The organism is Pseudonocardia lacus (assembly GCF_018531445.1).
Taxonomy (GTDB): domain Bacteria; phylum Actinomycetota; class Actinomycetes; order Mycobacteriales; family Pseudonocardiaceae; genus Pseudonocardia; species Pseudonocardia lacus.
This window is the reverse complement of sequence record NZ_JAHDTH010000002.1, coordinates 72,951-96,604: the sequence shown is the minus strand read 5'-3', so window position 1 is coordinate 96,604 and position 23,654 is coordinate 72,951. Positions and strand designations below refer to the sequence as shown.

The 23,654-nt window shown below is 74.0% G+C and carries 18 protein-coding genes; 12 read left to right on the top strand and 6 right to left on the bottom strand.

All coding sequences use genetic code 11. The features are described 5' to 3' along the window. Nucleotides 1-114 precede the first annotated feature (114 nt). Together KIK08_RS01170 and KIK08_RS01165 are read left to right on the top strand one after the other, a co-directional pair. On the top strand, nucleotides 115-600 hold the full coding sequence (locus KIK08_RS01170; RefSeq protein WP_214401045.1) for a RidA family protein: 486 nt from the start codon (nucleotides 115-117) through the stop codon (nucleotides 598-600). Between the two features lie 32 nt (nucleotides 601-632). Then, the gene (locus KIK08_RS01165; RefSeq protein WP_214401044.1) at nucleotides 633-1,361 is read left to right on the top strand and encodes an alpha/beta fold hydrolase; all 729 of its coding nucleotides are present in this window, start codon (nucleotides 633-635) and stop codon (nucleotides 1,359-1,361) included. Between the two features lie 47 nt (nucleotides 1,362-1,408). Here the strand turns inward: KIK08_RS01165 and KIK08_RS01160 are convergent, their stop codons facing one another. Next, nucleotides 1,409-1,636 carry a hypothetical protein gene (locus tag KIK08_RS01160; protein ID WP_214401043.1) on the bottom strand — a complete coding sequence of 76 codons (228 nt, stop codon included), beginning with the start codon at nucleotides 1,634-1,636 and terminating at the stop codon, nucleotides 1,409-1,411. A gap of 207 nt (nucleotides 1,637-1,843) precedes the next feature. Here KIK08_RS01160 and KIK08_RS01155 point away from each other — a divergent pair, with 207 nt between their 5' ends. After that, the gene (locus KIK08_RS01155) at nucleotides 1,844-3,286 is read left to right on the top strand and encodes an MFS transporter (protein ID WP_214401042.1); all 1,443 of its coding nucleotides are present in this window, start codon (nucleotides 1,844-1,846) and stop codon (nucleotides 3,284-3,286) included. A gap of 343 nt (nucleotides 3,287-3,629) precedes the next feature. On the opposite strand, the gene KIK08_RS01150 is transcribed toward KIK08_RS01155, so the two are convergent. Continuing rightward, a complete protein-coding gene (locus tag KIK08_RS01150) occupies nucleotides 3,630-4,565 on the bottom strand; it encodes a helix-turn-helix domain-containing protein (RefSeq protein WP_214401041.1) in 936 nt (311 codons plus the stop codon). A gap of 98 nt (nucleotides 4,566-4,663) precedes the next feature. On the opposite strand from KIK08_RS01150, the gene KIK08_RS01145 reads away from it, so the two are divergent. From KIK08_RS01145 to KIK08_RS01125, 5 genes are all read left to right on the top strand, one after another. Beyond that, the gene (locus KIK08_RS01145; protein ID WP_214401040.1) at nucleotides 4,664-8,143 is read left to right on the top strand and encodes an nSTAND1 domain-containing NTPase; all 3,480 of its coding nucleotides are present in this window, start codon (nucleotides 4,664-4,666) and stop codon (nucleotides 8,141-8,143) included. Nucleotides 8,144-8,224: 81 nt separating this feature from the next. After that, the gene (locus tag KIK08_RS01140) at nucleotides 8,225-9,283 is read left to right on the top strand and encodes a hypothetical protein (protein WP_214401039.1); all 1,059 of its coding nucleotides are present in this window, start codon (nucleotides 8,225-8,227) and stop codon (nucleotides 9,281-9,283) included. A 30-nt stretch (nucleotides 9,284-9,313) separates the two neighbouring features. Then, a complete protein-coding gene (locus KIK08_RS01135; RefSeq protein ID WP_214401038.1) occupies nucleotides 9,314-9,580 on the top strand; it encodes a WXG100 family type VII secretion target in 267 nt (88 codons plus the stop codon). Nucleotides 9,581-9,606: 26 nt separating this feature from the next. Beyond that, nucleotides 9,607-10,035 (top strand): hypothetical protein, encoded by a 429-nt coding sequence (locus KIK08_RS01130; protein ID WP_214401037.1) that lies wholly within the window; start codon nucleotides 9,607-9,609, stop codon nucleotides 10,033-10,035. A gap of 7 nt (nucleotides 10,036-10,042) precedes the next feature. Next, nucleotides 10,043-11,704, top strand: a complete 1,662-nt coding sequence (locus KIK08_RS01125; RefSeq protein ID WP_214401036.1) for a hypothetical protein — start codon at nucleotides 10,043-10,045, stop codon at nucleotides 11,702-11,704. 19 nt (nucleotides 11,705-11,723) lie between these two features. Here KIK08_RS01125 and KIK08_RS01120 read toward each other — a convergent pair whose 3' ends face one another. The 4 genes from KIK08_RS01120 to KIK08_RS01105 form a co-directional block, all read right to left on the bottom strand. Then, complete coding sequence (locus KIK08_RS01120) at nucleotides 11,724-16,043, bottom strand: type VII secretion EssC family protein (protein ID WP_214401035.1); 4,320 nt, start codon at nucleotides 16,041-16,043, stop codon at nucleotides 11,724-11,726. Between the two features lie 318 nt (nucleotides 16,044-16,361). Further along, nucleotides 16,362-17,591, bottom strand: a complete 1,230-nt coding sequence (locus tag KIK08_RS01115; RefSeq protein WP_328516851.1) for an RNA polymerase sigma factor — start codon at nucleotides 17,589-17,591, stop codon at nucleotides 16,362-16,364. Then, a complete protein-coding gene (locus KIK08_RS01110; protein WP_214401034.1) occupies nucleotides 17,588-17,980 on the bottom strand; it encodes a YciI family protein in 393 nt (130 codons plus the stop codon). Before KIK08_RS01110 ends, KIK08_RS01115 begins: the two co-directional genes overlap by 4 nt. A 101-nt stretch (nucleotides 17,981-18,081) precedes the next feature. Further along, nucleotides 18,082-18,546 (bottom strand): fumarylacetoacetate hydrolase family protein, encoded by a 465-nt coding sequence (locus KIK08_RS01105; protein WP_308257309.1) that lies wholly within the window; start codon nucleotides 18,544-18,546, stop codon nucleotides 18,082-18,084. 365 nt (nucleotides 18,547-18,911) lie between these two features. On the opposite strand from KIK08_RS01105, the gene KIK08_RS01100 reads away from it, so the two are divergent. Genes KIK08_RS01100 through KIK08_RS01085 form a run of 4 tightly spaced genes read left to right on the top strand, consistent with a single transcriptional unit; the run spans nucleotide 18,912 to nucleotide 23,612 of the window. Beyond that, nucleotides 18,912-21,167 carry a nuclear transport factor 2 family protein gene (locus KIK08_RS01100; RefSeq protein ID WP_214401033.1) on the top strand — a complete coding sequence of 752 codons (2,256 nt, stop codon included), beginning with the start codon at nucleotides 18,912-18,914 and terminating at the stop codon, nucleotides 21,165-21,167. Then, on the top strand, nucleotides 21,164-22,084 hold the full coding sequence (locus tag KIK08_RS01095; RefSeq protein WP_214401032.1) for an NADP-dependent oxidoreductase: 921 nt from the start codon (nucleotides 21,164-21,166) through the stop codon (nucleotides 22,082-22,084). The genes KIK08_RS01100 and KIK08_RS01095 overlap by 4 nt, the downstream gene beginning before the upstream one ends. After that, nucleotides 22,081-22,983 carry an alpha/beta hydrolase gene (locus KIK08_RS01090; RefSeq protein ID WP_214401031.1) on the top strand — a complete coding sequence of 301 codons (903 nt, stop codon included), beginning with the start codon at nucleotides 22,081-22,083 and terminating at the stop codon, nucleotides 22,981-22,983. The genes KIK08_RS01095 and KIK08_RS01090 overlap by 4 nt, the downstream gene beginning before the upstream one ends. Before the next feature lie 50 nt (nucleotides 22,984-23,033). Further along, nucleotides 23,034-23,612, top strand: a complete 579-nt coding sequence (locus KIK08_RS01085; protein ID WP_214401030.1) for a TetR family transcriptional regulator — start codon at nucleotides 23,034-23,036, stop codon at nucleotides 23,610-23,612. Nucleotides 23,613-23,654 lie beyond the last annotated feature (42 nt).

Here is a 23,654-nt window from a genome sequence, read left to right as displayed (position 1 = left end):
GCGCGTAGCCGGCGGCCGCGCCATCACCGGACTACGCGAACGCGGGACTCGGCGCGGGTGCGCGGGGACCGAGCATCGACGCAGACCAGCAGCGTCCCCCGAGGTCGAGGTGCCATGGCCGATCCCTTCCCCCGCGCCGGTCCGCTGGCCCGGCTGGCGGAGCTCGGGTTCCGGCTGCCCCACGCACCCGCCCCGGTGGCCGCCCACGTCCCCGCCCTCCGGGTCGGTACCCGCGTGATCACCTCGGGCCAGCTCCCGCTGGTCGACGGCAGCCTGGCGGCGATCGGCCGGCTGGGCGCCGAGGTGACGGTGGCCGAGGCGTACGCGCTGGCCCGCGTGGCCGCGGTCAACGCGCTCGCCGCGGTGCACGCCCAGGCGCGGCTCGACGACGTCGTGCGCGTCGTGCGGGTGGGCGGCTTCGTCGCCTCCGCCGAGGGCTTCACCGACCAGCCCGCCGTCGTCGACGGCGCCTCCCACCTGCTCGAACAGACCTTCGGCGAGCGCGGCCGGCACGTCCGCTCCGCCGTCGGCGTCGCCTGGCTGCCGCTGGGCTCGCCGGTCGAGATCGAACTGGAAGTCGAAGTCGAAGTCCGGGCCTGAGCCCACCGCACCCTCCGATGGAAGGAACCGCCATGAGCACCACCCCCGGGAAGCAGACCATCGTCCTGGTCCACGGCGCCTACGCCGACTCGTCCAGCTGGAACGGGTCGATCACGGCGCTGCGCGAGGCCGGGCACCCGGTGATCGCGGCCGCGAACCCGCTGCGCAGCATCGAAGGCGATGCCGCGTACGTCCGCAGCCTCCTCGACAGCATCGACGGCCCGATCGTCGTCGCCGGGCACTCGTACGGCGGGGTGGTGATGAGCCACGCGGCCGACGGCCACCCGGACGTCACGGCCCTCGTCTTCGTCGCGAGCTTCCTGCCCGAGCCCGGCGAGAACCTGGTCGACCTCGTCGGCAAGTTCCCGGGCGCCCGCCTCGGCGACGCCGCGCAGCCGGTCCCGTATCCGGCCGCGGACGGCACGTCGGCGCCGGAGCTCTACATCGACCAGGAGCAGTTCCACGAGCTGTTCGCCGGTGACGTCGACGCCGACGTCGCCCTGCGGATGGCGGCGACGCAGCGCCCGCTGGCGCTGGCCGCGTTCGAGGCGCCGGCCACCCGGGCCGCGTGGAAGTCGATCGAGAGCTGGGCCCTGTCGGCGCGCCAGGACCTCGCCATCCCGGCCGAGCTGTCGCGCTTCATGGCCGACCGGGCGGGCGCCCACCTGGTCGAGGTCGACGCGTCGCACGCCGTCACCGTCTCGCAGCCGAGGGCCGTCACCGACGTCATCCTCGAAGCCGCGCGGAAGACCGCTCGCTGACCGCGGCTCGGTCCGCTGACGGCCCCGCCGTCAGCGGATCGGGCTGATCAGCCGGCCGTCTCGTAGACGTGGGCGGCGATCTCGCCCATCGCGGCGCCGGCCAAGTCCGCCAGCGCCTGGCCCGCCGGGACCGACTCGACCGGGGCCTGCATGAACTCCGCGAACGTGACCCAGCCGCCGTCCGGCATCTCGATGTAGCCGGCGAGCGCCTTGTAGGTGGTCGGCGGGGCCGACGGGTCGAAGCGCCCGACGCCGGTGCCGGTCTTGGCGAACACGGGTGGAAGTACGGCTTGCCGCTGAGGTGGCCCAGGAACGCCGCGAAGAAGTCCGGCGAGTACCCGCCGGATCGGCTTCTGCGGCCGGCGATGAGTTCTCGCCGTGGTGCGGGTCTTGTCCTGTGAATGCTCGAGCTGCACGGGGTTGACATGAAGTCGACTTGAACTACGAGGCTCGATGCGAACCGACGGACCACAGGAGTTGTCATGACTGCCACCAGCACCGACGAGCGGGCCTCGACGCAGCTGCGGCTGTCGGACCCGACCGTTCGGACCTTCGCGCAGCTGCTGGTCAACGTGCTGGGCGTGTCGGTCACGAACTTCACCGTCTGGTTCGCGATCACCTTCTTCGTCTACCTGGAGACCGGCTCGGTGTTCGCCACCGGCATCATCGCCGGGCTCTTCCTGGTCTTCACCACGCTGACCGGGATCTGGTTCGGCAGCATCGTCGACCACCACCGCAAGAAGACCGTGATGCAGGGCTCCGCGGCCGTGTCGCTCGGGCTGTACACCGCGAGCCTGGCGCTGTACGTGATCACGCCGGCCGAGGAGTGGACGAACCCCGCGAGCGTGCGCCTGTGGGTGCTGATCACACTGCTGATGCTGGGCGTGATCGTCGGCAACCTGCGCTCGATCGCCCTGCCCACCGTCGTCACCGCGCTGTTCGACGAGTCCCGCCGCGACCGCGCCAACGGCATGGTCGGCACCACCAGCGGCGTGTCGATGCTGGTCACGTCCGTGCTCAGCGGTGTGCTGGTCGGCGCGGGCGGGATGCTGCCGGTGCTGGTGCTCGCCGTCGTCGTCCTCGGCGGCGCCCTGGTCCACCTGCACACCCTGCGGGTGCCCGAACTGCACAGCGTCGCTGCGGGCGAGGACGACAAGGGCATCGACCTGAAGGGCACGATCCGCGTGGTGCGCGCCATCCCCGGCATGCTCCCGCTGATCTTCTTCAGCACGCTGAACAACCTGCTCATGGGCGCCTTCATGGCGCTGATGGACCCCTACGGCCTGTCGATGATGTCCGTCGAGGCGTGGGGGCTGCTCTGGGGCGCGCTGAGCGCCCTGATGATCATCGGTGGCCTGGTGATCACCCGCACCGGCCTGTCGTCCAACCCGGTGCGGCTGGTGCTGCTGGTGAACATGGCGCTGTGGGTGGTCACGTTCGTCTTCCCGCTCCAGCACTCGGTGGTCCTGCTCATCGGTGGCATGGCCGTGTTCATGTTCCTGATGCCCTACGTGGAGGCGGCCGAGCAGACCGTGCTGCAGAAGGTGGTGCCGGTCGAGCGCCAGGGGCGCGTGTTCGGGTTCGCGCAGAGCGTCGAGCAGTCGGCGTCGCCGCTGACCGCGTTCCTGATCAGCCCGCTGGCGCAGTTCGTCTTCATGCCGTTCATGGCCGAGGGCGGCGCCGGAGCCCAGCTGATCGGCAGCTGGTTCGGCACCGGCCCGATGCGCGGCGTCGCACTGCTGTTCGTCATCACGGCGCTGTTCGGGCTGGTGCTGACCACCTACGCGCTGACCAGCAAGCACTACCGCAACCTGAGCCGGCACTACCGCGACGACGAGCCGCTGGAGCCGACCGCCGAGCCGGAGCCCGTGGTCGCCCTCCCGGTGCGGCAGGCGACGGCGGACCTCGCGGCCGAGTGCGCGTAGGGATCAGCGCGGTGCCGCACGCTCCCGGTGTCGCGGCAAGGCGGGCTGGGCGCTCGCTGGTGGCCGTGTCGGTCAGCGATGTCGGAGCGACGCAGGACGGCCTCGGCGGTGACCGGCCGACCGTCCCCGACGAACCCGGCCAGCGCCCGCCGGACCAGCAGGTTGTCCCCGTCGCCCAGCTCGTGGACGACCTCGACCGCGTGCGGGCCGCCGGTGCTGCGGCTCAGACCGGGCCGGGAGCCTCTCGCGGCCCGGGGCCGGCGATGGTTCAACCCGGTCGATTCACTTGGGCAGAGGTGTGTGGACCCGGCTCGTGCCGGAGCGGCCGCCGGGTCGAGATCGTCTACGGGTCGGGACGACAGCCGGCGACCGAGCCGAGGATCCAGCTGCGGTAACGGCCCGGCGGCATCCCGTAGGCCGCCTTGAACGCCTGGCTGAAGTGCGCGGCGCTGGTGAACCCGTGCCGGGCCGCGATCGCCGCGACCGGGCTGGCGGCCAGCGCGGGATCGCCGAGCGAGCGCCGGCAGCCCTCCAGCCGGCGCTCGCGGATCCACGCCGCCACGGTCGCGCCCTGGTCGCGGAACAGCTTGTGCAGGTAGCGCAGGGAGATGTGGTGGGCGGTGGCGACGGCGGACGGGGACAGCCGCGGATCGCCGAGATTCTCCTCGACGAACGCGTGGATGGGCGTCAGCAGCTCCCGCTGCCGGGCTCCGGGGACCGCCGATCCGTCGACGGCCGACACGTGCGCGAGTCGTGCGGCCACCAGGTCCAGCGTCGCCGTGGCCAGCCGGACGGCCTGCGCCGGGCGCACCTCGTCGAGGTTGCCCGCCAGTTGTCGCAGGAACCGCGAGGTCAGCTCGCCGAGGCCGGGTCCGGACCGGACCGGGACGGCGAGCACGCGCTCGAGCCGGGCGCCCGGTACCGGCAGCACGACCCGCGGGAACTGCAGCACGAGCGCCTGGACGAGGTCGAAGGGGCCGATCGCGCGCACCCGGCACGGCCGGATCGCGTCGTGGATCACGAAGTCCCCCGCGTCGAGGACGGCCGGCCGCCGGTCCTGGCTCAGCGCGATCCGGCCGCGCAGCGGCATCGTGAGGGTGAGCCCTCGCGGTCGCGGTCGGCCCAGCGGCGTGCGGCCGAGGCGCCGACCGAGGGGCCGGTTGGTGACCACCCTGGCCTGCACGGCGCCGAGGTCATCGACGTGTTGTTCGTACCAGAGGTGCGGCTCGCAGCGCCGTCGTCGCTCCGGCGGCGCTCCGGAGTAGCTGGTCATCGTCATCGCATCCCCCCGGCGCGATCGGTCACCGCTGGGTATATTCCGGCAGCGGTTTTCCAGCAATCCCGTCGATCTCTGCAAAACCGCTGACAGGACCCCTCGTGCCGCGCCCGCTCCGCCAGCTCGACCCGAACGCCGACCCGATCCAGCGATTCGCGCACGGTCTGCGCGAGCTGCGCGCCGGGCTCACCTACCGCGAGCTGGCAGCGCGGACCCGGTTCTCGCTGTCGGCGGTGTCCGAGGCCGCGCGCGGGGAGCGGTTGCCGAGCCTGGACGTCACCCTGGCCTTCGTCGACGCCTGCGGCGGCGACCGCGACGAGTGGACGCTGCGCTGGTACGCGGTCAGCGCCGAGCTCGCCACCGCGAGCCGGGACGCCGACACCGCGGACGTGCCGGCGCCCTACCGCGGGCTCGCCGCCTACGAGGCGGAGGACGCCGGGCTGTTCTTCGGCCGCGAGCGGCTGCTCGACGAGCTGGTGGCCCGGCTCGCGACCACTCGGTTCCTCGCCGTGTTCGGCCCGTCGGGGAGCGGGAAGTCGTCGCTGCTGCGCGCCGGCCTGATCCCCGCGGCCCGGGCGGGACGCCTGCCCGACGGGCGCGCGGCCACGCTGATCACACCGCGGCCCCCGGCGCCGGAGCGCATCCCGTCGCACGGCCTGCTCGTCGTCGACCAGTTCGAGGAGCTCTTCACCGGCGCCGGCACCGCCGAGGAGCGCACCCGGTTCGTCGACGCGCTGTTGGTCGCGCGGAGCACGCTGCGGGTCGTGATCGGGATGCGCGCGGACTTCCTCGGGCACTGCGCGCGGCACGCCGAGCTGGCCGCCGCCATCAGCGACGCCGCGGTGCTGGTCGGCCCGATGAGCCCGGACGAGCTGCGGGCCGCGGTCGTCAAGCCGGCCGTGCGGACCGGGCTGAGCGTGGACCCGGCGCTGGTCGCGACGCTGGTGCGGGACGCGGGCGATCAGCCGGGGGTGCTGCCGCTGCTGTCGCACGCGATGCTGGAGACCTGGCGGTTGCGCCGCGGCAAGCACCTGGCGATGGCCGCCTACGACGCTGCCGGCGGGCTGCACGGCGCCGTGGCCCGCACGGCCGAGCGGGTGTACCGGGGACTGGCCGCGGACGAGCGCGTCACCGCGAGGCGGATCCTGCTGCGGATGGTCGCGCCGGGGAAGGGCACCGAGGACACCGGGCGCCCCGTGGACGGCGCGGAGCTCGCCGACCTCGCCGGCGCCGTTCTCGAACGTCTGGTCGGCGCGCGGTTGCTCACCCGGGACGGCGACAGCGTCCGGCTGGCGCACGAGGCGCTGCTCGTCTCCTGGCCGCGGCTGCACGAGTGGATCACCGAGCACCGCGAGCGGCTGCGCGTGCACCGCAAGCTCGCCGAGGCGGCGCGGGCGTGGGAGGAGCTCGGCCGCGACCCCGGGGCGCTGTACCGCGGGGCCCAGCTCGCGGTCGCCCGCGAACAGGCGGAGCCGCAGGAGCTCACCGGATCCGAGCGGACCTTCCTGGAGACCAGCACCGCGGCCGAGGCGGCCGACCGGGCCAGCACGGAACGGCGCACCCGACGACTGCGCGCCCTCGTCGCCCTGCTCGCCGTGCTGCTGCTCGCCGCGGTCGGCGCCGGAGCCGGCGCCTGGTTCCAGCGCGAGGAGGCGGTCTCCCGGCAGCTGGCCGCCGAGGCGCTGGGAAGCCTGCGGTTCGACGTCGCCACCGCCGCCCGCCTCGCGCTGCAGGCCTACGGACACGCCCCGACCGTCGAGGCCAGGAGCACCCTGCTCAGCCTCGCCGGACGCCGGCCCTACCAGGCGCGGCTCACCGGCCACGCCGGGCTGGTCAAGGCGGTCGCGTTCAGCCCGGACGGCGCAACGCTGGTCTCGGCCGGGCAGGACCGGACCGTGCGGCTGTGGGACGTCGCGCACAACGCCCACCGCGCCACCCTGCACGGGCACGCCGCGGCGGTGCGCGCGGTGGCCTACAGCCCGGACGGCCGGCTCATCGCCTCCGCCGACCGCGCCGGCCAGGTGCTGCTGTGGGACGCCGCTTCGGGCACCCGGCTGCAGACGCTCGACGGGCACGACGGCATCGTCGACGGCGTCGCCTTCAGCCCGGACGGGCAGCTGCTCGCCTCCGCCGGGGCCGACCGCGGGACCATCGTGTGGGACACGGCGACCGGCGCGAAGCGCTTCGAGCTGCCGGGCCACGGCGGGCCGGCCACCGAGGTCGCCTTCAGCGGGCTGACCCTCGCCGTCGCCGGCGACGACGGCAACGTCGTCCTCTGGGACCTGACCCGTCCCGATGCGGTGCGGGTCCTGCCCGCCAGCGGCGAGGCCCTGTTCGCCGTCGCGTTCACCCCGGACGGGCAGCTGCTGGCGGCGGCCGGCGCCGACCGCGTCATCACGCTGTGGGACGTGCGGCAGGGTGTGCGGGTCGCGACACTGAGCGAGCACGCCGACCCGATCCGCCACCTCGCGTTCACCGACGGCGGCCGGACCCTCGTCTCGGCCGGGTACGACCGCGTCGCCATCCTGTGGGACGTGGCCCGGCAGGGGGCGACGGTCCGGCTCACCGGGCACGCCGGCAGCCTCTACGGGGTGGCCGTCTCCCCGGACGGGCGACGCATCGCCTCGGCGGGGGAGGACGAGGCGATCCTGGTCTGGGACCGCGCGCGGATGCCGCTGATCGGCCACACCGACCGGGTGAGCGATGTGGCCGTCGCCCCGGACGGACGCCAGATCGCCTCGGTCGGCCAGGACGGCATGCTCCTGCTGTGGGACACGCCGTCGGGCGGCGCCTCGATCACGCCGCGGGCCGTGCGGGTGGGCCGGGGCGGGGTGGCGACGGTCGGCTACGGATCCGGTGGAACCGTCATCGTCACGACCGGGGAGGACGGTGTCCGGCTCTTCGACGCCGCCGACGGACGCCCGATCGCGGGCCTGCCCGGGCACACCGACGTGGTCGACGGCGCGGCGTTCAGCCCCGACGGCCGGATGATCGCCTCGGCCGGGCTGGACGGCAGGGTGCTGCTGTGGGACGTGGCCGGCGCGTCCGTGGTCGCGACGCTCAAATCCGGTGAGCCGTTCGTGCACGGGGCCGCGTTCAGCCCGGACGGCCGGCTGCTCGCCACCGGCAGTGACGACGGCCGCGTGCTGCTGTGGGACATCGCCGCTCCGGCCGACCCGGTGCTGCTCGACGGCCGCCAGCAGACGGTGTACGACATTGCGTTCAGCCCGGACGGGCGGCTGCTCGCCTCCGCCGGCGGCGACGGCCGCGTGCTGCTGTGGGACGTCGCGCGGCGCACCGTTGTCGGCGAGCTGGCCGGCCACAGCGCGGTGGTCACCACCGTGGACTTCAGCCCGGACGGCCGCTACCTCGCCTCCGGCGGCCTGGACCAGACCGCCGTGGTGTGGGACGTCGCCGCGCGTTCCCGCTGGGCCACCCTCACCGGGCCCGACGACATCGTCAGCGGCGTGGCGTTCACCCTGGACGGGCGCTCGCTCGCCGCCGCGTGCGGCGACCACACCGTCGTGCTGTGGCCGCTGGACCCCGAGGTGGCCGCCGACCGGTTGCGCGGCTCCGGCTGACCCGGCGGAGTGCACGGATGCGCAACGGCCGTGCGCTCGTCGGCGATGACGCCCACCCCTGCCCGCGCCACGGTGGGAGCCGTGGACAGATGCGCGCCGCCGGCGAGCGGGCCGATCGCCGCGGGTCCCCGGACGACCGGCGTCGACCTGGCTTCCTACCTGCGCCGGCACGCGCCGATGCCGCCGTACCGGGCGGCCGTCTTCGCGAGTGCGCTGGCCGACCAGCTCGCCGCGCTGCACGCCGCGGGCCGGACCCCGGGGCCGCTGCCGGCGGCCGTCCGCGTCGAGACGGACGGCTGGCACCGGCCGGTGATCGTCCGGCCGGGTCTGCCCGACGGCGGGCGCGGCGTCCCGGACGACATCGCGCAGGTGGGCCTGCTGCTCGCCGATCTGGTCGGGGCCCCGGCCGGTCACGGCGCGCGGCTGCCACCCCGCCCGGGCGGCGTGCCGGCCCAGCTGTGGTCGCTGGTCACCGACTGCCTCCGCGCTGACGCGCGGTCCCGACCGACGGCCGCGGTCCTGTCCCGCCGGCTCCGCGACACGGCCCGTGACCTGCTCCTCGATGGCGGGCCGACCCCGCCCGGCCGGGCCACGGAGCCGACGACCGAGGTAGGGGTGTCAGCGGTGCCGGGCTACGTGCCCAGCCGGGCGGTCACGACCGAGCCGGAAGCGCCAGCGGGTCGGTCCGGGACGCGGCGCTGGACCGTCGTCGTGGTCACCGCGCTCGCCGCCGTCGTCGTCGGCGCCGCCGCAACCACCGGGTTCGAGCTGTACGACCACGGGGGCAGCGCCCCACCGCCGACCCCGCCCTCCGGGACACCCACGCCCACGGGACCGCCCCCCGCCGACGTGCGGGCCTGCGCGCCACCGGACTGCGCCGCCCGGGTGACGGTCGAGCCCGGCGGTCGGATCGTCGTCTGCGACAACCGCGTCGACGGCCTGTCCGGGGTCGCCGTGATCACCGGACCCGGCGGTCCCGACCCGGAGCCCGTGTGGGCCAGCCGGGGGAACGGCACGTGCGACGAAGCGGACCTGCCGGCGTCGGCCGGCGCCGCGCTCACCGTCGAAGCGTGCACCGGAGATCGTCCGACGAACCGCATCGTCCGATGCGGGGAGCCGGTCACCGCACCGATCGGATGACACAGCAATCAGATGAGAGGAAGAACCACCATGGCGAAGGTCGGCGGCGATGTCGCGGAGATGCGCGAGATGGCCAAGATGTACACCCGCAACGCCCAGCAGCTCGCCGAGATCATCCGGGACCTCAACACCAACACCGGCAACAGCGAACGCATCTGGACCGGCCCGGCGGCCGAGCGCTTCCGAACCGCGTGGAACGACGCCCGCCCGCAGTTCGACAAGATGCGCACGGCGCTCGACGAGGCCGGCACCGCGGTGAACAAGAACGCCCAGAACATCGAGGACGCCACCCGCTGACGGCCGACGACTGCGGAGGTCCACCCGTGCCGGCGCCGAACCCGAAGGTGCTGCGCGACGCCGCGGCGACGCTGCGCACGCTGGCGACCGCGGTGCGCGGCGCCCTCGACGAGTACCGCACCGAACGCTCGAAGCTGGTCTGGACCGGACCCGGCCGCCAGCACCTCGAGGCGTACCACCAGCCGTCGCTGGACTGGCTCCAGCGGATCCTCGACCGGCTGCGCCGGGCGATCTCGGCGCTGGAGCGGGCCGAGGCGGACCTGGTGCGGCGGATCGGGGAGCTGCGCACCGACGAGGAGCGGGTGCGCGCTGAGCTCCCGCGCTACTTCGAGCGGCTGCACTACGACCCCGCGCAGGTGGCCGACTACCTGCGCGGCCTGCCACCCCCCGAGGACCCGCGCTGGGCCGACTTCGCCCGCACGATCGTGGGGCACTCGGCGACCGGACGGCGGTGAGCCCCACGTGAACGACTACTACGACCTGCCTTCGATGGAGGCCTTCGCCGGGTTCCTGATGGGCCGGACGGGGCAGTTGCAGACGCGGCTCGGCGCGGTCGACGAAGCCGTCCGGCGGGTCTGGCGCGATGTCGACGCCTTCGGGAAGCAGGTCGCCCCCTACGCCGTCGACGTCGCGCCGGTGACGGGCGAGCTGTACGAGGCGGGGCCGAACGCCCGCCTGGTCCAGCCGTTCCACGGGGTGACCGCGGACGCGGTCCGCCGGCTCGGGCTCGCCACCGGCATCGCCCACTCGATGGCGGTGGACGGCCAGCAGCTGCTGGCCAAGGTCACGTTCGTGCGGGAGCGCGAGAAGGTGATCCGGGACATGCCGTTCACCGGCTCGGGCACCAACAACGTGGCCGAGGTGGCCAGGTTCCGGGACCTCGTGTTCACCCAGGCGGGCAACCACGCCCCGGAGCTGACCGCCTTGATGGCGCGGTTCCGGTGGGGCGGGGCGGAGGCCGTCCGGGACTTCGTCCGCCGCCGCGGCATACCTCCCGAGCAGCTCAAGACGCTGCTGGCCGCGGTCCCCGCCGCGGCGCGGGCGCTCAGCGCGTCGGACTCGCCCCCGCCCCCGCAGCTGGCCGGGATCATCGGTCGCACCCCGGCGGAGCGCCACCGGGCCTGGACGAGCGAGCTGACCGGCGACGAGCGGGCCCTCTACGCCCTGCTCCACCCGAACCTGGTCGGGCAGACCCACGGCCTGCCCGCCGTGCACCGCGATGCCGCCAACCAGGTCATCCTGCAGGGCCGTCGACACGACGTGCTCGTCCGGTTGGGCGCCTCGTCCGGCACGGACGACCCGTCGCAGTTCGCGGCCGCCGAGCAGCTCCGGATGATCGACTTCGCGCTGGGCCCGCAGACCCAGGGCCGGTACCTGATCCTCGACGTCGGCCACGGCGGGGGACCGGGCGGGCTCACCCTCGCGCCGCTGTCGGAAGCGGCGTTCGCGGACGCGCCCAAGGACCGCGCCACCGATGCCTGGCTGCTGGAGAAGCTCACAGCGGCGGGGCAGGTCCTGGGGGAGGCCAACGAGGTCGCGAACCAGGCGTCCGGTGCGGGGGCGGCCGGGCTGGAGGGGCTGCGCGGGCCCCTCCGGGGCCGGGGCTTCACCGACTCGCAGATCGACCTGCTGTTCCGGGCGATCGACGACGGCGGCGCGATCGACCTCGCCCAGCTGGAGGCGAGGCTGGGTGCCGTCGGCACCGCCACGACCGGCGTCGACGCGCTGAGCATCCTGGTCGAGGAGCTGCAGAACCGCGACAAGACGAACCTGTCGGTGCCCGGCGCCATCGGGTCGGCCGGGTTCCAGTTCATCGCCGGGGAGCTCGCCGCTAAGGGCGTGCAGCTCGCCTGCGCGGCGGTCACCGTCGAGACCGGCGGCGCGGGGATCGTGTGCTTCGCGATCGCCGAGGCCGTCAAGCCGATCGTGCGGGAGGGCGGCAAGGAGGCCTACCAGATCGGCAACGTGCTGTGGCACCACACCTTCGACGACCTCGCCCGGCTGCAGCGCTACGTCCAGAAGAACCAGCGGCTGCCCATCGCGATCGTGGACCACTACGACCCCGAGTCGCCCGAGGCGCCGGACCCGATCAGGCGGCTGGACAAGCCGCCCGCCGCGCCGTAGCCGGGCCCGCGGCGATCGCTCACCCGGGTACGGCCACCTGCACCGGCTGTGGCGCGCCGACCCGGACCAGCACCGCCCGGCCGACCGGCCCGCCGCCGGCGCCGCGCGGCAGCCGCACCCCGAGCAGGTCGCCGTCCTCGGGGCCGCGCACCGCGAGCAGCAGCCCGGAGCGGGACCGCAGCGCGGTCGCGACGACCCCGCGGTAGGCGGCCTTCAGGTCGTCGCCGGTGCCGGCGACGACCACCGCGTGGTCGCCGTCGCGGGCCCGGCGCAGCGCGTCGTCCAGCGCGTCGTCCAGCGCCGTGCCGGCGACCAGCTCCACGTCGTCGACGATCAGCGCGTGCCGCGGGTGCTCGCGCACCACCTCGTCGAGCGCCGCCGGGTCGACCTCCCCGTCGAGGACGGCGAGGACACCCGGCCGGCCCGCCAGCTCCCGCAGCGGCGAGCGCCGCGGGGTGACCAGGACCAGCGGGACGTCCCGCGCCAGCAACGAGCCCGCCATCGTCAGCAACGCCGTGGAGCGGCCGGATCGGGCCGGGCCCGCGACGGTGAAGCCGGGGCCGTCGGTGAGCAGGTCGACGCCCACCGGACCGAGCTCGTCACCGCCGGCCCCGATCAGCGCCCACAGCGGCGAGGACGGCGCCAGGTCGTGGTCGAGGTCGGTGGCCGTCACCTCGGCCGGGAGGTCGTCGACGCGCAACGGCCGGCTCCGTCGCGGTGGTGGCGCGGCCCGCGCGATCCGGCGCAGCGCGGCGACCTGCGCGGCCCCCGACGGGTCGGGGTCGAGCAGCGCGACCTGGCTCTCGATCAGCGTGTCGCCCGCGCCGGCCTGCTCGACGGCGCGACCCGGTGGCATCGACCGCGGCACCTTCCGCTCGTTGATCCCGGCGTAGCCGTAGTCGGTGGGCTCGGACATCCGCAGCACCAGCCGCCGCTCGAAGACGGTCGAGATCTGCCCGGACAGCACGCTGCGATCGCCGGTGACGATCGCGCGCAGGCCGACCGCGGGCCCTTCACGCAGCAGCCGGACGACGGTGTCGACGAGTCGGCCGTAGTCGTAGTTCTCGTAGGCGGCGACGAAGCCCTCCCAGCGGTCCAGCAGGAGCAGCATCCAGGGCAGCCGGTCGGCCGGCTCGGCTGACGCGCGCTGCTCGGCGATACCGGCGAACCCGGCGGCCGCCAGCAGCCGCTGGCGCTCGGCCACCTCGGCGGAGAGCCGGGCGAGCAGCCGTTCCATCCGATCCGGCTGGTCGCGCCCGACCACGGCTCCGCAGTGCGGCAGCTCGGCCAGTGGGGTGAGGGCGTTGGCGCCGCAGTCGACGGCGTACATGTGCACGTCGTCCGGTGCGGTGCGGGAGGCGACCGACCCGGCGACCGTCCGCAGGACGGTGGAGCGCCCCGAGCGCGGTGAGCCGGCGACGGCGAGGTGCCCGTCGCGGGCCGGGTCCAGCGCCAGCACGGCGCGGGTCTGGGCCGCGGGCAGGTCGGTCAGGCCGAACGGGACCGGTGCGGGTTCCGGCGTGCCCGGCAGCTCGTCGAGGGTCACGATGTCCGGCAGCGGCGGCAACCACGGACCGGCCGGCCGCGGCACGCCGATCGTGTCGGCCGCCTCCCGGATTGCCTCGACCAGCGCGGCGAGGTCGGTGCCGGCCCCGTCATCGGACGCCGCCGGCGGCGGGTCGGGGACGGGCCGCCCGAGCTGCTCCCACGGCCGCGGCACGATCCGCAGCGGCTGGGCCGCGGCCGGTCCCGCCGGGAGGCGGCGACCGCCCACCCGCGCGGACTGGACGGTGTCCAACGAGGACGTGCCCGAGCGGACGAGGCAGCGGCCCGGTGTCGACTTCGCGATCCACGCCGCGTCCGGCGCGTCCACGACGTCGTTCGACTCGGCCTCGTCGGTCACCCGCAGTGCGATCCGCAGGTTCGTGTTGGCCCGGATGTCGGCGGTGACGACCCCGGCGGGGCGCTGCGTCGCCAGCAGCAGGTGCACGCCGAGCGAGCGCCCGCGGCGGGCGATGTCGACCAGGCCGGCCACGAAGTCGGGCAGCTCGCCGACCAGCGATGCGAACTCGTCGATGACGATCAGCAGCCGGGGCATCGGCTCGACCGTGCTGCCGGTGGCGCCGTCGGCGTCGCGCAGGCGGCAGTAGTCGTCGATGTCCTTGGTCCCGGCCCGTAGCAGGATCCGTTCCCTGCGGTGCAGCTCGGCGGCCAGCGACTCCAGCGCGCGTTCGGTGAGGTGCCCGTCGAGATCGGTGACCAGCCCGACGGTGTGGACGAGCTCGGCGCACTCCCGGAACGCCGCCCCGCCCTTGTAGTCGACCAGCACGAACGTCATCTCGTCCGGCCGGTTCGCGATCGCGAGCGCGGCGACGAGCGTCTGGAGCAGTTCGGACTTGCCCGACCCGGTGGTGCCGGCGACCAGGCCGTGCGGGCCGTCCCGGCGCAGGTCGACGGCGTAGGCCCGATCCACCCCGACCCCGATCACGGCCTCGGTCGACCGCCCGCCGGCCAGCCACCTCGCGGTCACCGCCTCCGCGGTCGGCGGTTCGAGGTCCAGCACGTCCAGCAGCCGCACCCGGTCGGGCAGCTCGGACGCCCCGCCGCGGTCGCTGACGTCGCGCAGCGCGGCGAGCGCGCGGGCCAGCCGGTCGCACCACCGCGCCCCGACCAGGTCGGGCCGCACCTGGTCGACCGGGTCGGCCTGCGGCTGCTGCACGCGCAGCGCGGCACCGGTCGCGGTGACCACGGCCCGGCACTCCGCGGGCAACCGGCGCGGATCGGCGTCCAGGCAGACCACGACGATGCCGACCGCCGGCCCCTGCCGCAGCAGCGCCACCACGCCGGGCAACGCCCGGAGATCGCGCGCGCCGTCGAGAACGACGAGCACGTCGGGGTGGTCGGCCTGGTCGGACGGCGACCCGTGCGCGTTGTCGGCCGCCTGCCGGCGTGCGACCAGCATCGCGGTCAGCTCGGCGACCCGCTGCGCCACCGTTTCCCCGTCGTTGCCGATGTGGACCGCGTCGTGCGTCCTGGTGTGCGGGAGCCAGCGCACCCACTCCCAGTCGCGACGCGCGCGCGACTCGGTGAGCACCCAGATCCGCACGTCCAGACAGCTGTGCAGGGTCGCGACCTGCGCCACGATCCACCGGCCGAGCGCGGTCGGCAGCGTGCCCCGACCGGCCACGCCGAGCACGCCGCATTCCCGCAACGGCACCGTGACCGGCACGTCCGGCATCCGCCACGCGCTCTCCCGCCGGTGCTCGGGCGCCTCCGGGTCCTCCAGCACCACCTCCGAGTCCACCTCGGCGGTGCCCACCCGCACCGTGAGGAAGTCGTCGTCGCCGCGTCGGCGCTCCCACAGCCGGGCCCGCGGCCCGACGGCGGTCAGCCACACCTGCGCCGGGTCCGGGGCGGCGCGCCTGCGGTAGCGGCGTTCGGCCACGAACGCGCGCCGCGCGTCGGCTTCGATCCGTTCCCGGCGCTCCCGGTACTCGGCGATCCGTTGGCGGTGCGAGGTGCGGCCGCGCCGCTTCTCCACCTGGTGGTTGAACAGCACGCCGACCGGGCTGAGCAGCCCGAGCAGCAGGTAGGCCGGGCTGCGGAACGCCACCGCGGCGACCACCGCGACCACCAGCGGCACCAGCGCGGTCACGATGGGCAACGCCGAGCGCTCGTGCGGTCTCGGCGGCTGGGGCAGCCGGAACCGGGCCGGCGGGTACGGCGGGCGGACCCGGGGCGGCCGGTTGTAGTCCAGCTCCGGCCGGTCGGGCGCCGCCGCGAGCACGGCGTCCGGTCGGCTCGGCGTCGCCACCTCGAACATGCTCCCGCCCACCGCCAGCTGGGCGCCCGGCGGCCACCGGGCACGGCCGGTCGGCGGTTCCCCGTCCAGCCGGGCCGGCACGCCCGGGACCACCTCCAGCTCACACCGCCCGTCGGGCCCGACGAACAGGGTGAACGCCGCGGGGGCGAGGAACGGGTCGGCCACCCGCACCGTCGCGTCCGGACCACTGCCGACGAGCTGCTCCCCGGTGCCGAGCGGGTGCACCACCCCGGCCTGCCCGCCGCCGGTGATCCGCAGCTCGACGACGCCGCGCGGGTGCGGCGGCGCGGCACCGGCCGGGTCGTCCAGGCTCACCACGGCGCCGTCCCGGATCGGCGTCCGGACCAGTGGCAGCCGCGGATCCACCGGATGACCGTCCACGTACAGGACGGGCGGCACCGGCCCGGATCCCAGCCGGCCGGCCAGCGCTTCCACCGTCGCGTCCGCCGGCGCGTCGACGACGACGTCGTCCCTGCCGGCCCGAACCAGGTCGATCACCGTGACGGTCAGCCGCACCCGCGCAGTCTCGGCGCCGATCGGTCGCGCGGCATTCCCAGCGGACGCACGGTCGTTGACGATCCGCGCACAGGGGAGCAGGGGGCGGGGATCGGCCGCGCTCCAGGCGCCCGAACCGATGTCGGGCTGCGCGCCGGATGCGATGTCCTCCTGCCCCTCCTGGACCAGCGAGGTGTCCACCAGCACCTCGCCCGTAACCTGCCGGATGCCCTGCTCGCGCACCCTGCGGGGCGAGCCCGCGCAGCGTGGCGAGCGGGTCGCCCGGGGCCTGGCTCGCCCCGGGGAACCGGTCGTAGGAGTGGTCGGGCTCGGGCAGCGTCAGGGCCGGCCAGGTTCGGTGAGGCGGGCGAGCCGGCGGTTCAGGTAGCGCTGCTCTGGCAGGCTCGCGGTGAGCTGCGCGGCCCGCTGGTAGTCCTCGGTCGCTGCCTCCGGATGGCCGGCGGACTCGTGCAGGTGCGCGCGGACGGCGTAGAGGCGGTGGTGGCGCCGCATCGCCGGGTCGGCCGCGAGCGGGTCGAGCATCGCCAGGCCGGTGGTCGGCCCGTGCACCATCGCGGCGGCCACCGCGTGGTTGAGCGTGACGGCCGGGCCGGGCGCGACCCGGTGCAGCATTCCGTAGAGGATCGTGATCTGGCGCCAGTCGGTGTCCTCGTACGTCGCCGCCTCCGCGTGCACGGCGGCGATGGCGGCCTGCAGCTGGTAGCGGCCCACGTGGCCGTGCGGCAGCGTCGACTCCAGCAGGGCGACGCCCTCGTCGATCAGCTCTCGCCGCCACCGACCGCGGTCCTGCTCGGCCAGCGGCACCAGGTCGCCGTGCGGGTCGGTGCGCGCGGCGGAGCGGGCGTGCGTGAGCAGCATCAGTGCCAGCGCTCCGGCCACCTCGTCGTGGTCGGGCAGCGCGCGGTGCACCTCGCGGGTGAGCCGGATCGCCTCCTCGGCCAGCGCCACGTCGACCAGTTCCGGGCCGGAGGCGCGGGTGTAGCCCTCGGTGAACACGAGGTGGCAGACGTCGAGCACCGCGGCGACCCGCTCCGGCAGCTCCTCCTCCGAGGGCAGGGCGAACCGGGCTCCGGCCCGGCGCAGCTGGGAGCGGGCCCGGGTGAGGCGCTGGGTCATGGTGCGCGGCGGTACCAGGTAGGCCGCCGCGATCTGCGCCACCGTCAACCCGGCCACGGCGCGCAGCGACAGCGCGACCTGTGACGGGCGGCTCAGTGCGGGGTGGCAGCACAGGACCAGCAGCTGGAGCGTGTCGTCCCCGGCCGGGACGTCGCCGGTGACCGGCGTGTCCACGGCCCGCCGCGCGTCGGACGCCTCGCGGCGGGTGCGGGCCCGATCGGCGCGGAAGCGGTCGACGAGCCGCCGGGACGCCACTCGGACCAGCCACGCCCGCGGGTCTGCGGGGACTCCGTCGACCGGCCACTGCCGCGTCGCGGCCTCCGCGGCCTCCAGCGCGGCGTCCTCGCAGTCACCGAGGTCGCCGTGGTGGCGCAGGAGCGCGGCCATGACGTGCGGCGCCTCCCGGCGCCACACGTCGGCCAGCGCGTTCACTGGTCCGGGCCGCCGGAGGACATCAGCGGACGCAGCTCCACGGTCTCCCCCGGTCCGGCGAACTTCGCCACGATCTGCTCGGCCCGCTCCCGGCTCTCGACGTCGACCAGGAAGAACCCGGCCAGGTGCTCCTTCGCCTCGGAGTAGGGCCCGTCGACGGCGAGCGGGGCGCCATCGCGCCAGCGGTAGAGGGTCGCGGCGGCCGGATCGCCGAGCGCCTCGCCGCCGACCAGCTCGCCGTTGGCCTGCAGCTCGCCGAGGACCTCCTCGAAGTCGTGCACCAGCCGGGCCCGGACGTCGTCGGGCAGGGCCTGGAACTCGGGCAGGAAGTCCCCGGTCGGGTGCCCCCACGGCACGGGGTTGGAGTGGATCAGGATCACGTACTTCATCGGGACCACCTGGGCTCAAGCGACGGTCGGTCCGTCGTCTCGCACGAACGTCGTCGCCGACGGCCCCATGTCGACAGCGGCCGGCCGGACAGGGTGCCGGTTCACGTCGTGAACAACCACTCTCGCAGGAGTGGCCGTCCGAACGGGGAGATCGGGCCGGGAACCGCCGGGTCGAGATCGGTTACGAGCCCGGTCGCAAACGGCATCCCGACACCCCGCACCGTCGAGTACGACCACAACACCAACCCGGCCGGCGAGACGGTGAGGCCAAAGGACTTGCCCAGCGAGAACTGCGGCGCCGGGCCGGTGAGCTGCAGGGCCCGCTCCGAGTAGTCCTGCCCCGTGGTCAGGCCGGCCACGTGGGACCACGCTTCGGCGGCGGTCACCCGCTCGGCCCGCCGGCCGATCACGACCACCAGTTCGGCCTCCCAGTCCACGGTCGCGGCCGGCAGCACCAGCTCGCCGACGGGACCGGCGAAGCTCCCGACGAACTTCGTGAACGTCGGCGGTGAGGTGGGGTGGTCGAGCCCGGACTCGTCGGCGTGGTCGCGGTAGTTGAGCCCGATCGCGAAGACCTGCCGGGGATCCGGCGACGGTGCCCGGAGCTCCGCGAGGATCAGCGGAGTACCCGCCGCGGCGAAGTCGATCGGGGCATGCTGTCACTGGTCGCACCCGACGAGGGCGGGACCCAGGTCGGCCTCCGCGTCGCGTTGCGCACGGCGAGGCTGGCGATCTCGCGGGTCCTCGGCCGCTGACCCGGGCAGTACGGCGGCAGGCGTTCGTCCCCGCAGGGGTCCCCACCGGCGACCCCGCACGACCCGCTCGCGCCGGGGGTGCTGCGTGACCGCAACCACAGATCGTTGATGTCACGGCGCGACATCGGTGCTACGGTGATGTCACACCGCGACAACAGCATGGGGATGAGGTCGACGTGGAGGACACCGCGGGTGCCGGCCGGAGGTCACCGAGCGAGTTCGACCCGGTCGGGCTGCGCCGGAAGTACCGGGAGGAGCGGGACAAGAGACTTCGAGCGGACGGGAACGCGCAGTACCTCGACGTCAGCGGGGAGCTCGCAGCGTTCGCGGCCGACCCGTACCTGGCGTCGAGTCCGGGTGGGCGGCCGCGCGCGCGGCGGAGCACCGATGTGGACGTCCTCGTCCTGGGTGGCGGGTGGTCCGGGCTGCAGACGGCGGTCCAGCTGCAGAAGACGGGGACGACGGACTTCCTGATCGTGGATCAGGCGGGGGACTTCGGCGGGGTCTGGTACTGGAACCGGTACCCGGGCGTGCGCTGCGACATGGAGTCCTACATCTACATGCCGCTGCTGGAAGAGGTCGGCACGGTGCCGACGGAGAAGTACGCGGGCGGTCCGGAGATGCTGGAGCACGCCCGGGCGATCGGCCGGAAGTTCGACCTGTACCCCAGGGCCCTGCTCGGCACGACGGTCCTCGACGTGACGTGGGACGAGAGCCTCTCGCGCTGGGTGGTGCGCACCGACCGCGACGACGTGGTCCGCGCCCGGTACCTCACGATCGGGACCGGTCCGCTGAGCCGGGCCAAGCTGCCGGGCATCACGGGGATCGAGAGCTTCCGGGGGCGGTCGTTCCACTCCAGCCGGTGGGATTACACCGTCACCGGTGGTGATTGGTCGGGAAATCTCGACAAGCTGGGTGACAAGCGGGTCGCGCTGATCGGCACGGGCGCGAGCAGCATCCAGATCCTTCCGCACCTCGCCGAGAGTGCCCGGCACGTGTACCTGTTCCAGCGCACTCCTTCAACCGTCAATCCCCGCAACAACCGGCCGACCGACCGGGAATGGTTCGGCAACCAGGAGCCCGGTTGGCAGCGCAGGCGCATGGACAACTTCGTGCAGATGATGGCGGGCCTGCCCGTCGAGGACCTGGTCGCCGACGAAGCCACCGACATGGGTCGGCGCATGGCGGCGGCGATGACGGCGGCGAACGGAAGGCCGGACGTCGCCATGATGCAGGCGGTCGACTTCCAGAAGATGCGGGAGATCCGGCAGCGGGTCACCGACATCGTCGAGGATCCGGCCGCGGCAGCGGCTCTGCAGCCCTGGTACGACTACTTCTGCAAGCGCCCGCTCTTCAGCGACGACTACTACCCCGCGTTCAACGGGGACAACGTCACGCTGGTCGACACCGACGGTCGCGGCGTCGACCACGTCACCGAGCACGCGATCGTCGTCGACGGGGTGGAGCACGGCGTCGATCTGATCATCTACGGCACCGGTTTCGACGCGATGGCGCCCACCTACGAGGCGGGTGGCTACGACCTGATCGGTCGGGACGGCGTGTCGCTGGCCGACCACTGGCGCGACGGCATGCGCAGCCTGCACGGCATGATGACCAGCCAGTTCCCGAACCTGTTCCTCGTCGGCGGCGTCGAGCAGGCGGCGATCTCGATCAACCTTCCGCATGTGGCGTCCCACCAGGCGCGGCACGTCGCGGCCCTGATCGCGCGCTTCCGGCGGGCCGGCGTCACCGCCGCCGAGGTCACGCCGGAGGCCGAGCGGCGCTGGGCCGACGAGATGGCTCGCGTGCACGTCGACCGCTCGCGCTACGAGTCGGAATGCACGCCGAGCTACTACAACAACGAAGGAAAGCGCGAAAGCGCCCGGCCGTCGGTCAACGGCGGGCAGTACGGGCGCGGGCCGATCGGCTACCTCGCCGTGATCGAGGACTGGGCCGCCACGGACGTGGAGCGCGACCTCCGACTCACCACGAACAGCCTACGAGAACGGATGACTTCCATGCTGAGCACCGAGGAATTGAGCACCGACGACCGCTTGCAGATCGCCGAGATCCTGTCCTTGCACGGGCACATCTTCGACGGGGCGCAACTGGACCGCCTGGGCGAGATCTTCACCCCGGACGTCGTCTACGACCTCACCGATGCCGGGCTGGGGACCTTCGAGGGCATCGATGTCCTGCGGGCCGCGTTCCGCAGGCTGGGTGCCGCGGCCCCACGGGCGCACCACGTGACGAACGTCGTCATCTCCGCGGTGGGCCCGGACGAGGCGACGGCGCGCTCCAAGGGCTTGATGATCATGGCGGACGGCACGCTCAACAGCGTGAACCACGTGGACACTGTGCGCCGTCACAACGGCCACTGGCGGATCGGCCACCGGGTCGTCACGGCGCTGGACAGCGAGCGAGTGGCATGAAGGCGATTCGATTCGAGCGGTACGGCCCTCCGGACGTGCTCGCTCTCGTCGACGTCGAGGAGCCGCGCCCGGGGCCGGGTCAGGTCCGCATCGAGGTGCGCGCGGCCGGGGTCAACGGGCTGGACTGGAAGATCCGCGCGGGCCACATGCGCCAGATGATCGATGTCCGGCTGCCCAGCGGTACGGGTTCGGACGCGTCCGGGGTGGTCGACCAGGTCGGTGAGGGCGTGTCCGACGTCGAGGTCGGCGACGCGGTGTTCGGTGTCGGCACCGGCGTCTTCGCCGAGTACGCGGTGCTCGACGCCTGGGCGGTGAAGCCCGACAGCCTGTCCTTCGAGGAAGCGGCCGGGTACCCGATCCCGGTCGAGACGGCGTTCCGCATCCTCGACCAGGTCGGCCTGGAGCCCGGCCACACGGTGCTGATCAGTGGCGCCTCCGGCGGCGTCGGCACGGCCGCGGTCCAGATCGCCCGGGAGCGGGGGATCACCGTCATCGGCACCGCGAGCCCGGCCAACCAGGACTACCTCCGCGGGCTCGGTGCGCTGCCGACGACGTACGGCGACGGGTTCGTCGACCGGGTTCGCGCGCTGGCCCCGAACGGTGTCGACGCCGCGCTGGACGTGTCCGGTTCGGGTGTCATCGCGGACTGCATCGGGCTCACCGGCGATCCGGCCAAGGTCGTGTCCATAGCGGACTTCACCGCTCCGCGACTCGGAGCGCAGGTCTCGTTCGTGCCCACCGACATCGCCGCCGCCTTGCGCGCTGCCGCCGCGCTGCACGTCGAGGGGGTGCTGCGCATCCCGGTCGAGACGGCGTTCCCGCTGGCCGACACCGCGGCCGCGCAGGCGCGCAACGAAGCCGGGCACGCTGCCGGACGGACCGTCGTCGTCGTCCCCGCAGGGTCGGGCGCGGCGTGAGCAGCGAACAGCGGGCCGAGGTCGACGCGATCCTGCGGGCGCCGCAGCCGGTGCCGCGCGACCTGGCGGAGATGCGCGCCGCGTTCGCCGCGCGGCAGGCGATGAGCGTCGTCCCGGAGGCGGTCGGCACCTCGGAGACGGTGTTGGGAACCCGTCGCGCGCTCGTGGTGGAGCCCGCTGAACAGCAGGCCCGGGGGACGATCCTGTACTTCCACGGGGGCGCCTGGGCACTCGGGTCCCCGGAAACGTCGCTGTCCCTGACCGCCCATCTCGTGTCGCGTTCGCGGAGTCGCGCGTTCTCGCTGGACTACCGGCTGGCGCCGGAGAATCCGTTCCCGGCGGCGATCCACGACGGCGTCGACGCCTACCGGGCGTTGCTCGATGACGGAGTCGATCCGGCGCACATCGCCTTCGCCGGGGACTCGGCCGGTGGCGGCCTCGCCGTCACGACCGTCATGCAGGCCCGCGAACGGGGGCTGCCCGTTCCCGCGGCGGTCGTGGCCTTCTCGCCGTGCCTCGACCTGACCCTCAGCAGCGTGAGCATGAGCGCCAAGGAGGGCATCGACCCGATCTTCACCCGCGAGCGGCTGCGGCCGTTCGTCGCGATGTACGGCCCCGGGGCGGACGTGCGCCAGCCGCTGCTGAGCCCGGCCGTCAGCGGCGACCTGACCGGGTTCCCGCCGATGCTGCTCCAGGCGGGTTCCCACGAGGTCCTGCTCGACGACTCGGTCGTCGCGGCGACGCGCGCGGTGTCGGCCGGCGTGGACGTCCTGCTCGACGTCACCGCGGGAGTGCCCCACGTGTTCCAGAACTTCGTGGGTCTCCTCGACGAGGCGGACCAGGCCCTCGATCGTGCGGCGCTGTTCCTGCGACAGCATGTCGGCGCGGTCCCGGCGTAGCGCGGGCGAGCTGCGTCACGGCGTGACATGACGCCGGTAGGGTGGAGGCCATGCCCCGCTGGGAACAGGGCAGCGCGGACCGACTGACGAGGGCCGCTCTGGAGCTGTTCGAGGAACAAGGTTTCGAGAGCACGAGCGTCGTCGAGATCGCGAACCGTGCGCGTGTCACGACCCGCACGTTCTTCCGGTACTTCTCGGACAAGGCCGAGGTGCTGTTCGCCGAGTCGGAGCGGATCCGCGCGGCACTCGTCCAGGCGGTCCTCGATGCTCCCGACGTCTCGGAGCCGCTGCACGTCGTGACCACGGTCCTGGCCGAGTTCGACTGGACCGGTCCCGGCATGGAGCTGCAACGCCAGCGCCATGCCGTGATCGCGGCCAACCCGGGTCTGCTGGAACGCGACCTGATCAAGCAGCACGACATCACGATGGGGTTCATCGACGCCCTGCAGCGCCGCGGAGTGGAGGAGAAGGCGGCCCATCTCGCCGCGCGCGTGGGCAGCCAGGTGTTCGCCGTCGCCTACGCCCAGTGGGTCGAGCGCGACGGCGGGGCGGACCTGGCGAAGCTCAACGACGCCGCGATGACCCTGCTCGAAACCCTCGTGCGTCCCGGTCGGGCCGGCACGGCCTGATCCCGGGGTCCTCGGTCAGCGACATCCCGCAGCCGAGCTGAC